This window comes from Kitasatospora sp. NPDC036755, from assembly GCF_040636595.1.
GTDB lineage: Bacteria > Actinomycetota > Actinomycetes > Streptomycetales > Streptomycetaceae > Kitasatospora.
This window is the reverse complement of the sequence record NZ_JBEZUT010000337.1, coordinates 1-9,309: the sequence shown is the minus strand read 5'-3', so window position 1 is coordinate 9,309 and position 9,309 is coordinate 1. Positions and strand designations below refer to the sequence as shown.

Annotated in this window: 11 protein-coding genes; 7 read left to right on the top strand and 4 right to left on the bottom strand. The window is 75.5% G+C overall.

Translation table 11 applies throughout. From position 1 onward, the window contains the following. On the bottom strand, positions 1–1,174 hold a 1,174-nt coding region (locus AB0E96_RS34030; RefSeq protein ID WP_359829659.1), incomplete at its 3' end, for an FAD-dependent monooxygenase. An 85-nt stretch (positions 1,175–1,259) separates the two neighbouring features. Here AB0E96_RS34030 and AB0E96_RS34025 point away from each other — a divergent pair. Continuing rightward, positions 1,260–1,910, top strand: a complete 651-nt coding sequence (locus AB0E96_RS34025; RefSeq protein WP_359829658.1) for a TetR/AcrR family transcriptional regulator C-terminal domain-containing protein — start codon at positions 1,260–1,262, stop codon at positions 1,908–1,910. Positions 1,911–2,006: 96 nt separating this feature from the next. Here AB0E96_RS34025 and AB0E96_RS34020 read toward each other — a convergent pair whose 3' ends face one another. Further along, entirely contained in the window at positions 2,007–3,998 is a 1,992-nt protein-coding gene (locus AB0E96_RS34020) for a LamG-like jellyroll fold domain-containing protein (protein WP_359829657.1), read from the bottom strand. 229 nt (positions 3,999–4,227) lie between these two features. On the opposite strand from AB0E96_RS34020, the gene AB0E96_RS34015 reads away from it, so the two are divergent. The 3 genes from AB0E96_RS34015 to AB0E96_RS34005 all read left to right on the top strand — a co-directional run bounded on the left by AB0E96_RS34015 (position 4,228) and on the right by AB0E96_RS34005 (position 5,629). Then, on the top strand, positions 4,228–4,680 hold the full coding sequence (locus AB0E96_RS34015; RefSeq protein ID WP_359829656.1) for a hypothetical protein: 453 nt from the start codon (positions 4,228–4,230) through the stop codon (positions 4,678–4,680). 138 nt (positions 4,681–4,818) lie between these two features. Then, complete coding sequence (locus AB0E96_RS34010) at positions 4,819–5,259, top strand: DUF6343 family protein (RefSeq protein ID WP_359829655.1); 441 nt, start codon at positions 4,819–4,821, stop codon at positions 5,257–5,259. A gap of 145 nt (positions 5,260–5,404) precedes the next feature. Further along, positions 5,405–5,629 carry a hypothetical protein gene (locus AB0E96_RS34005; protein WP_359829654.1) on the top strand — a complete coding sequence of 75 codons (225 nt, stop codon included), beginning with the start codon at positions 5,405–5,407 and terminating at the stop codon, positions 5,627–5,629. Between the two features lie 119 nt (positions 5,630–5,748). Here AB0E96_RS34005 and AB0E96_RS34000 read toward each other — a convergent pair whose 3' ends face one another. Continuing rightward, positions 5,749–5,985, bottom strand: coding sequence for a DUF6296 family protein (locus tag AB0E96_RS34000; RefSeq protein ID WP_359829653.1), 237 nt, complete (start codon positions 5,983–5,985; stop codon positions 5,749–5,751). 253 nt (positions 5,986–6,238) lie between these two features. Here AB0E96_RS34000 and AB0E96_RS33995 point away from each other — a divergent pair, with 253 nt between their 5' ends. Beyond that, positions 6,239–7,498: an AI-2E family transporter gene (locus AB0E96_RS33995; protein WP_359829652.1), complete on the top strand. Its 1,260-nt coding sequence runs from the start codon at positions 6,239–6,241 to the stop codon at positions 7,496–7,498. On the opposite strand, the gene AB0E96_RS33990 is transcribed toward AB0E96_RS33995, so the two are convergent. After that, positions 7,400–7,723 (bottom strand): hypothetical protein, encoded by a 324-nt coding sequence (locus AB0E96_RS33990; RefSeq protein WP_359829651.1) that lies wholly within the window; start codon positions 7,721–7,723, stop codon positions 7,400–7,402. The two genes, AB0E96_RS33995 and AB0E96_RS33990, sit on opposite strands and share 99 nt — an antisense overlap. Positions 7,724–7,902: 179 nt before the next feature. Here AB0E96_RS33990 and AB0E96_RS33985 point away from each other — a divergent pair, with 179 nt between their 5' ends. Both AB0E96_RS33985 and AB0E96_RS33980 read left to right on the top strand, forming a co-directional pair. Further along, positions 7,903–8,238 carry a GNAT family N-acetyltransferase gene (locus AB0E96_RS33985; protein ID WP_359829650.1) on the top strand — a complete coding sequence of 112 codons (336 nt, stop codon included), beginning with the start codon at positions 7,903–7,905 and terminating at the stop codon, positions 8,236–8,238. A gap of 155 nt (positions 8,239–8,393) precedes the next feature. Beyond that, complete coding sequence (locus AB0E96_RS33980; RefSeq protein WP_359829649.1) at positions 8,394–9,128, top strand: sigma 54 modulation/S30EA ribosomal C-terminal domain-containing protein; 735 nt, start codon at positions 8,394–8,396, stop codon at positions 9,126–9,128. Positions 9,129–9,309 lie beyond the last annotated feature (181 nt).

Here is a 9,309-nt window from a genome sequence, read left to right as displayed (position 1 = left end):
CGCGGCGGCCGTCCGGGGCCCGGTCGCCGGCCCGCAGCGCGTCCGCCGGGAGGTCCGGGCGGGTCTCCTGCGAGAGCGCGGACTCCCGGTAGCCGAGGTCGAGTTGCTGGGTCGCCCGGCCGCGGCGCTGCTCGCCGCGGTGGACCCGGGTGGAGAGGTCCAGCATGGCCGCCGCGTTGGCGCGGCGCTCCTCCTCGTAGCTGTCGAGCAGTCGCTCCCCGGCCCGCCCGGTGAGCACCGCGGCCAGCTTCCAGGCCAGGTTGTAGGCGTCCTGGACACTGGTGTTGAGGCCCTGCCCGCCGGCCGGCGAATGGACGTGCGCGGCGTCGCCGGCAAGGAACACCCGGCCGGCCCGGAAGCGGTCGGCGAGCGCCGCGCGCGGGCGGAACTCGGAGATCCAGCGCAGCTCGGTGACCTGTTCGGCGGCCAGGTGGGAGCGGTCCGCGACCACCCGGCGCAGCCCGTCCAGGGTGAGGTCGACGGCCGCCCCCTCCGGGGACTGGGCGACCAGCTGGAAGTCCTCGGTGCCGCCGAGCGGGCAGATCGCCAGCAGCCCCTCCTCGGCCCGGAACACGTGCCAGTGCTCGCGGTCCAGCCCGTCGATCCGGACGTCCGCGACCAGCATCGGGTCCGGGTCGACGGTCTCGCCGGTCATCCCGATGCCGAGCAGCCGCCGTACCGTGGAGCGTCCGCCGTCCGCCGCGACGGCGTAGCGCGCCCGGACCGGTCCCCCGGCGGCGAACTCGGCGGTGACGCCCTCCTCGTCCTGCGCGAGGCCGACCAGTTCCCGGCCGAACGCGACCTCGCCGCCGAGCTCGCGCAGCCGCCCGTACAGCACCTGCTGGGTGCGCCACTGGGGCAGCATCAGCGTCTCGGTGTACGGCTCGGCCTCGGAGGGCTCGGTCGGGTCGAACATCCGCTGCACGCCCTGCGGTTCGCCGTCCTGCCAGGTCAGGGTGGGCGGGTAGTGCCCGGCCACCGCGCGGACCCGGTCCAGTACGCCGAAGTCGTCGAGCACCTCCAGGGTGCGCGGCTGGAGGCCCTTGCCGCGCGAGCCGGGGAAGAGCGCGGTGCCGCGTTCGACGACGAGTGCGGCGACGCCGTGCCGGGCGAGGTCCAGTGCCAGGGCGAGGCCGGTGGGCCCGGCGCCGATGACCAGGACGTCGGTGTTCATGCCGCGAGGAGCCACGGCAACCTCCTTAACGTTGTTAAGTAGCCGTTGCCCACAGCCTGCACTTAACGGCGTTAAACTGTCAACCGTGACCCCGCAGAGAACCCCCAAGCTCGACCGCGGCCAGGTCGTCGACGCCGCACTGGACCTGCTGAACCAGGCCGGACTCGACGGCCTGACGCTGCGCGCCATCGCCGCCCGCCTCGACGTCAAGGCGCCCGCGCTGTACTGGCACTTCAAGGACAAGCAGGCGCTGCTCGACGAGATGGCCACCGAGATGCTGCGCCGGATGACCGACCGGGCGCCCGAAGCCCGGTCGGGGGGCGACTGGCGGGAGGCCTACCTGGGAACCATGCGCACCCTGCGCGCCGAACTGCTGCGCTACCGCGACGGCGCGAAGGTCTACAGCGGCGCCCGGTTCACCGACACCGGCTACGCGGCCGGCCTGGACGCCTCGCTGCGGCTCCTGGTCGAGGCCGGATTCACCCCGGCGGCCGCCGCCCGGGCCTGGCAGACCGCCTACAGCTACACCATCGGCTACGTCGTCGAGGAACAGGCGATGGGCCCCAACCCCTTCGACGGCGAGGAGGGCTACGACGTGGAGGCCCGCGCCGAACGCCTGGCCGCCCACCCGCTGGCCGCCGAGTCGGGCCGGGTGATGTTCCAGGACTTCGACGCGGGCTTCGAGCAGGGCCTGGCGGCGGTGCTCGCCGGGGTCGAGGCCACCCTGCTCGGCTGACGCCCCGGCGGGCGGCAGCCCCGTCCCGTCCCCACGACACGGCACCGCCGGGCCCTTCCCGGGCCCGGCGGTGTCCGTTGTCGCGCGGGAGCGCGGTCAGGCGGTCATGAACTCGCCCACCCGCAGCGCCCGCCGAACGATCCGGACGTCCCCGACGTACCCGTGGAAGACCTTGTCCAGCACCCCCGCGTAGGAGTAGCCGCCCAGCATCCACGGCCGGCCCAGCGTGGTCAGCCCGACCGCGGGCGTCGAGGGGTTGCGTGCCACCTCGCACCCGTCGACGTACATCCGGCTGAGCTTCCCGTCGTTGACCACCGCGACGTGCCACCACCGGTCCAGCGTCAGCTGGTGGCCCCAACAGGTGGACGCCCCGGTCTGGTTGAGCGGGTAGACGCACCACTGGAGGGCCGGAGCCTCGGAGAGGCTGAGCGTCCCGACCGGCTCGTCGGCGTCCGTCCCGGGCCCGTTCTTCCCCGCCTCCCCGCTCGTCCCCCACCGGCTGAGCAGGGCGGACCAGCGGCTCCGCGCGGAGTCCCAGTCGGCGGGCAGCTTGAAGAACGCCTCCACGGTGAACCCGCGCTCGAAGGTCTCCCGGTTCACCGGTGCGCCCGGCGCCGTCTGGAGGTAGCTGCCGCGGACCGGCGAGCGGGTGCCCTTGAACAGCAGGCTGCCGTGGCCCGGCTGGTCCGGGTGGTGCTCGGCCGACCAGCTGAGCGCACCGTCGGGCGTGCCCGGGGCGCTCTGCCAGAGCAGGTCGTTGCCCTGCCCGGACAGGTCCTTGACGACCTGCTGCGGAGAGACGGCCGCACCGTCCGCGCCGCCGTTGTCGAACCGCCAGTAGGCCACCGTGTCACGCACCAGCAGCTCGCCCGCCCGGCGGGCCGGGCGCGGCGGGACGGGCGCGAAGCCGGCGAAGCGGCGCTCGAAGTCGATCGCGAGCGAGAAGCGGTCCACGTCCGAGGTCAGCTCGGCGTGCCGGGCCGCCAGCGCGTTGCGCTCCTCGGCCGCGATCTGCTGGATCCACGGCGAGAAGGTCGACACGTCGACGGTGCCGCGGTCGAGGTCGAAGCGGTACGTCCGGATCATCGCCGCGCCGCCGTAGTAGCGGTCCTGGTAGTTGGTGATGTGGACGTGCACGTCGTGGCCGGCCCGGTTCTTCAGCACGGTGCGCCCGGGCGGCCAGTAGTGCCCGTTGACGGTCAGGAAGACCTGGTCGTTGCCGTCGATCAGCCGCTCCCAGAGCCGCTTCCCGTAGTCGGAGAGCTCGGCCCGCCCGCTGTCGTCCGCGTAGGCCAGGTCGTGGGTGGTCAGGATCACCGGCACCTCGGGGTTCGCCGCGATCGTCGCGTTCGCCCAGGCGAAGCCCGCGTCGGAGAGCCGCCAGTCCAGCGAGAGCACCATCCAGTCGCGCCCGGCCGCCCGGAACACGTGGCAGGTGTTGTAGCCGTCCGGGCTGGAGCCGCGGTAGCCGGAGGTGCGGGCGGCCCTGGCCTTGCCGAAGGTCTCCAGGTACGGGGTGCTGCCGCGCTGGTCGTCGGTCGAGGAGCGGACGTCGTGGTTGCCGGCGAGCACGCCGTAGGCCGCGCCGGCGTCGTCCAGCAGGCCGAACACCTTGGTGACGGCGGCGTACTCGACGGCCAGCCCGTTCTCGGTGACGTCGCCGAGGTGGGACAGGAAGACGATGTTGTCGTCCGTCCCGTCCTCCCGGTTGACCCCGCCGTCCAGCACGTAGCGGACCGAGGCCTCCAGCGGCGCGGGGTGGATCCGGTCCTGGTCGAACAGGTACTGGGTGTCCGGCATGACCACGACGGTGAACTGCCGGGCGTCCGGGTCGGGCTGCCAGCGCGCCTTCCCCTTGCCGTTGCCCTTCCCCGGCTTCCTCGTGCCCGCCCCGGCCGCGGGCTCGGGCCCGGCCGCCTGCGCGGGCACCGCACCGAGCAGGCCGAGCCCCGCGGTACCGACCCCGGCGCCCAGCAGACCGGCCCCGCGCAGGAAACGGCGCCGGCCGGCCGCCGCCGGCCCCTCCCCGTCGAGGTCGGCGGTCCGCGGGCAGCCGCACTCGTGCTCGGACGCCTGGATGTCGTGCATGTTCGCTCCCGGAAGTGGTGTGGGCCCCGACGGTAGGGACCGGGATTGGTCGTGGACCATCCGCCGGGCCACGCCCCGCTGAACAGCGGCCGAACCCGACGGGCGGTGGACCCCGGGGCCGCCCCTGGCGGCCGGCGCCCCGGGGTGCGGGCCCGCGCGGACCGGCCGTAGAACGGAGGGGAGGACACCGGTCGGCGGGTCGGCCGCCGGGGCGGAGGAGGTGGCTGCGATGGGACTGCCCCTGGCGGCCGGGCACGTGCTGGTGCGGCTCGGCGACGGGCCGCGGGAGTCGGCGGAAGCGGTGCTCGACGCGCTGGAGGCCGTCTTCCCGACCCACACCGGGCGCGGCCGCACCCTGATCGGCAACGTCTGGGAGGACCCCGCCACCGTGACCTCGGAGGGCACCCGGGTGGTGGCCGAACCCCGGATCCACCGCGCCCCCGCCGGCGCCGCGCCGACCCCCTCGGCGAGCCACTCCCAGTCCTTCGACGCCCACGCCGCGGGCTCGCCCGGGCCGCCGGTCGCGCTGCCCGGCGGGATCACCGCGGACCTGCTCGGCAGGCCCGAGGACGTCGAGCGGGTGCTGCGCGCCCTCGCGGGGCTCTGCCGGACGCGGGAGCGGAGCCGTACGGACCAGGGGCCCCAGCTGGCGGTACGGCTGCGGCTCGAACAGCAGGGGTGAGCGGGGGCGAGCGGCCCCCGCGTCCAGGGGCGGGCCGGCCCGCGGCGGGGGCGAGCGACCCGCTGGACGTGTGCGCGCGCCGGACCTGGGTAGGCGCGCCGACGCAACACCACCGGCCGACTCCGTTCGGGGGCCGTCATGGCCGTACAACGCAGACCAGGCACGCGACACGGGGGCAGGGCCCGCCCCGGGAGCGGCGAGCGCCACGACTTCCCGCACACCCCGCAGGGCCCCGGCCGCACGACACCGCAGCTCAGGCCCCAGACCACGGTGCGCCGGGGCAGCGAACCCGTGAACGCCCGCTCGGACCTGGAGCTCCGGCGGCTGCTGTCGCGGGTCTTCCTGGTGCTGTTCGTCGCGGGGGCGGCGCTCTTCGCCGTGCTGGCCGCGCTGGCCGGGCCGGGCCCCGTGCCCAACCAGGGCACCTACGCCTTCTTCGCCGCCCTGTGCGCCGGGTTCGCCGGCCTCGCGGCGCTCGACCTGGTGGTGATCCACCGGCGCCTGGCCGCCGGCCAGGGCCGCGACCGGGCCGACTCACCCGAGCGAACCGGGTCCGGCCCGCCCGGACGGTCCGGGTGACCACGCCGCCCGGACGGTCCGGGTGACCACGCGCGCCGGCCTCCGTAGGGCCGCAACCATCCCACCGGGTCTGGCCCGGTGGCCGTTCGGCACCCTCCGGGTTTGCATGGACTCACCGAGTCCCCAGCGATCCGGAGGTAACGCCGTGTACGAGATGTGGGCCGAGCACGACCCGGCGGTGTCCCCGCCCGCCGTGGTGTGGCACGTGGTGGCGAAGGACGACGCATCGTCCTCGCTCTGCGGCCGGTTCCTGGAACCCTCCCAGCGCGTCGTCCCGGCAGCCGACGGCGACGGTGCGGCCGGGCCCGACCGGTACTGCGACCCCTGCCTGGTCACCGTGCGCGAGGCCCTGGCCGCCGGCGCCCGGTGACCTCGCCCGGCACCCCTCCTTCGCGACGTCCGCGCTGCTCCGTCCGCTGTCCTCCGCCGTCTCCGCTCCGGCACCCGTTCGGGCGCGCGTCCGCGGCCGCCACGGTCACGGTCACGCGCTCACGGCAGCGGCACCGCCATCAGGCACGGGTGCCGGCTGCCGGTTCCGGGAGCCGCCAGGACGGTGGCCACCTCGCCGGTGATCTCCACCCGCAGGCAGCCGTCCGAGCTCTCCCAGACGAAGCCGCCGTCCGGCCCCACGACCTGCGTCTCGTGCACGACGACGACGGACGGCGGGGCGTGCCCGCCGATCGGGCCGGGGAGCGTCACCGCGTAGCGGCGGTTGAGGCTTCTCATCACGGCCTCCTTCTCTCCCACCCTGCGTCATCGATTCTCCCCTCGTCCGACCGCTTGTACACGGAGGATCTCGGTCCTCCCGGGGCGACCGGTGCCGTCACCGCGTCTGCCCCGGACCGGCGCGCTCACACACGGACAGGCCCGGCATCCCGGCTCCCGAGCGGCCGGGCCCGGCGACGCCACAGAGCGAAGCGCCGCGGCATGGGTCATCGTGACCTGAGAGCACAGCCGGCCGAGCCCGAGGAGACCACCCGTGGGAGCGAACGGCGCCGGACCGGACCGGAGGCCCGTACCGCTGGGCAGCCGCCGCCCCCGGGTGCCCTCGCGCCGCACCCCCGCCGCACTGCCCGGTCCGGGCCGGGTCCCGCCCGGGGAGCGGGTCCCCGCCGGGCTCCGGACCGCCGCCGGGTACACCTGGCGGCTGGTGCTGCTGGGGCTCGCCGCCTTCCTGGTCGTCGACGTCCTGACCCGGCTCGAACTGCCGGTCGTCGCCCTGTTCGTCGCGCTGGTCATCACCTCGGTGCTGCGCCCGCCGGTCGACCTGCTGGCCCGGTCGATGCCCCGCTCGCTCGCCGTCCTGCTCACCTTCCTGTGCACCATCGCGCTCGTCGGCGGGATCCTGACGCTGGTCGGCACCACCGTCGCCGAGGAGTGGAGCCGGCTGGGCAACGAACTGCGCGGCGGTCTCACCCGGATCGACCACTGGCTCACCCGTGCCCCCTTCCACCTCCGACCCGGGACGGTCACCGATCTGCGGGCCAAGATCGGCGAGTACATCTCCGCCCACCGCTCCGCCCTGCTCAACACCGCGCTCAGCGGCGCCGGCCGGATCGTCGAGCTGGTCACCGGGCTGGCGCTCGCGGTGTTCTGCTCGGTGTTCTTCCTGCACTCCGGCGACCGGATGTGGGCCTGGGTACAGCAGCAGCTGCCCGCCCGCAGCCGCTCGGTGCGGGAACGCGCCGGTCGGGCGGCCTGGCGCACCTTCGCGGGCTACACCCGGGGCGTGCTGATCGTGGCGGCCTCCAACGCGGTGCTGGTGGGCATCGCGCTAGCGCTCCTGCGGGTGCCGCTGGTGATGCCGCTGATCGTGCTGGAGTTCGCGGCGACCCTCGTACCGCTGATCGGATCCCCGATCGCCCTGGCCATCGCCGCCGTGGTCGCGCTCGCCGCGCGCGGGCCGGTGATCGCCCTGCTGGTGCTCGCGCTGATCGTGATCATCGGCCAGATCGAGGGCCACCTGCTGCATCCCCTGGTGCTCGGCTGGTCGGTGCGCATCCACCCGGTGGCGATCGCCGTGGCGGTGGCCGGCGGCACCGTGCTGGCGGGGATCCTGGGCGCGGTGGTGGCGGTGCCGGTGGTCTCGGTCGGCTGGGCGGTGATCGGCGAGCTGCGCGGCGGCGGCAGGCCCCGCGGTTCAGGGCCGGAGCCCCCGGCGGCGCGCGATCAGCCTGGTCGCCGAGAGCAGCAGGGTCGGCGCCCAGACCAGCGCGAAGACGGCCGGCACGGTGGCTGAGTGCGCGTCCGCGCCGACCAGAAGCAGGCCGGCGGACAGCGCCGGCAGCACCGACAGCACCGCGACCGGCACCCGCGCGGCGACCCCCAGGGCGCGGTCGAGCAGCCGGCCGGGCCGCCTCCGCATGGTGCGCATCGCCCGGTCGAGCCGGTCGTCCGTGCGCAGTTCGTCCTCGATCTCCACCAGGATCCGCAGCTCCCGGCGGGAGAGCCCGGGCCCGTCCATGGCCGTCACCTCCGGTCCGTGGACAGGCGGCTGCCCGGCCCCGGCGCTTCGTAACACCGCCCGGCCTACCGGGGCGGGGATCGCCCGCACCCCGATGACCTGGCAGGATTCCCGCTGACCGGTGCCGGAGGAGCCCCTCCCCGCTCCCCCGGCACGCACCGCGACCGAAAGGCCACCCCGTGACCACTCCCAGCACCGTCGCCGTCGAGCGGGCGGACGAGCGGAACCGGTACGAGATCTCCGTCGACGGCGAGCTCGCCGGCTTCACCGAGTACCGGGACCACGAGGAGCAGCGCGTCTTCTTCCACACCGAGACCGACGAGGCCTTCGCCGGCCGGGGCCTCGCCTCCCGCCTGGTCCAGGAGGCGCTGACGGACGTCCGCGCGGCCGGCAAGCGGATCGTGCCGATCTGCCCGTACGTCGCCAAGTTCCTGCTGAAGCACGAGGAGTTCGCCGACATCACCGACCCCGTCACCCCGGAGGTCAAGAGCTGGCTGCGCGGCCGACTGTACTGACCGGGCCCGGCCCGGGTGGCCCGGCCGGCGCCGGACCGGACCACGGGTGGCCCACCCGACCCCCGAGGTGGGGCCGTTGGGCCCTGGCCGCGCGGTCCGGCGCCCCGGGATCCTGGTCGCCGGTATGCGCCGGCTGGGAGTGGAAGGGCCTGGGGATGGGCGAGTTGGTCACGGTGAGGGCGTTCGAAGGGCTGGCCGGCGAGGTCCTGGCCGAGGCACGGGCCCGGGTGGCCGCCGCGGCGGCGGCGCCGGGGGTGGGGACGCTGGTGGAGTCCCTGCGGATCCGGTTCGCGGCCGTGGCCGGAGGCGTGCTGGCGCAGGTCAACGCCGAGGTGGACGGCCGGCGGATCCGCGTGCAGGAGGCCGCGGCCGGGCTCGGCGACTCGCTCGACCGGGTGAGCGACGCGCTGCGCGGCAGGATCAGGGCCGTCACCGGGGCCTGGGCTCCGCGCCCCTGGCCGGGCCCCCGTGCGGCGGCCCCCACCGGTCCGGGCGGCGGGGCCGCCCCCGAGCTCCGGGTCGTCCGGCGCAAGGAGCCCGCGCTGGTGTGGTGCTCGCCGGAGGCCGCCGCCCGGACCATGGACGCGATGGACTACGACATCCACCTGTTCACCGATCCGGCGACCGAGACCGACGCCGTGGTCTACCGGGTCGGGCCGACCGGCTACCGCCTCGCCCGTACCGTCCCCGCCGGCCCGGCCGGCCGGCGGACCTCGCCGATCACCCTCAGCCCGCACGGCGCGCCCCGGCTGACGGAGACGCAGGCCGTCGACCGGCTGGCGGGCGCGGAGCTGCCGTTCCTGTTCTTCGCCCATCCGGTCAGCGGCCGGGGCCGGGTGCTCTACCGCCGCTTCGACGGCCGGCTCGGCCTGATCGCCGGTCGCGTCTGAGGACCGCGTTCGTCCACGGCCGGATCCGACGGCCGGGGGCGTCCGACGGCTGAGTGTGTCCCACAGCCGGTGGAACCGCGCCGCGCCCCCCCCCGGGGGCGCGCGCGGGGGGGCGGCGCGGCGCGGGCGGGGGCGCCAAAAGAGGACAAGATAAAGCCGCGGGGCGGGTTGGGCGGCGAGG

What these genes read in the sequence shown, in the direction of transcription:
- AB0E96_RS34010 (WP_359829655.1), top strand. Translation starts at nt 4,819, where the DNA reads ATGGCCGTACAACGCAGACCAGGCACGCGACACGGGGGCAGGGCCCGC.
- AB0E96_RS33980 (WP_359829649.1), top strand. Translation starts at nt 8,394, where the DNA reads ATGGGCGAGTTGGTCACGGTGAGGGCGTTCGAAGGGCTGGCCGGCGAG.
- AB0E96_RS34015 (WP_359829656.1), top strand. Translation starts at nt 4,228, where the DNA reads ATGGGACTGCCCCTGGCGGCCGGGCACGTGCTGGTGCGGCTCGGCGAC.
- AB0E96_RS34000 (WP_359829653.1), bottom strand. Translation starts at nt 5,985, where the DNA reads ATGAGAAGCCTCAACCGCCGCTACGCGGTGACGCTCCCCGGCCCGATC.
- AB0E96_RS34020 (WP_359829657.1), bottom strand. Translation starts at nt 3,998, where the DNA reads ATGCACGACATCCAGGCGTCCGAGCACGAGTGCGGCTGCCCGCGGACC.
- AB0E96_RS33990 (WP_359829651.1), bottom strand. Translation starts at nt 7,723, where the DNA reads ATGGACGGGCCCGGGCTCTCCCGCCGGGAGCTGCGGATCCTGGTGGAG.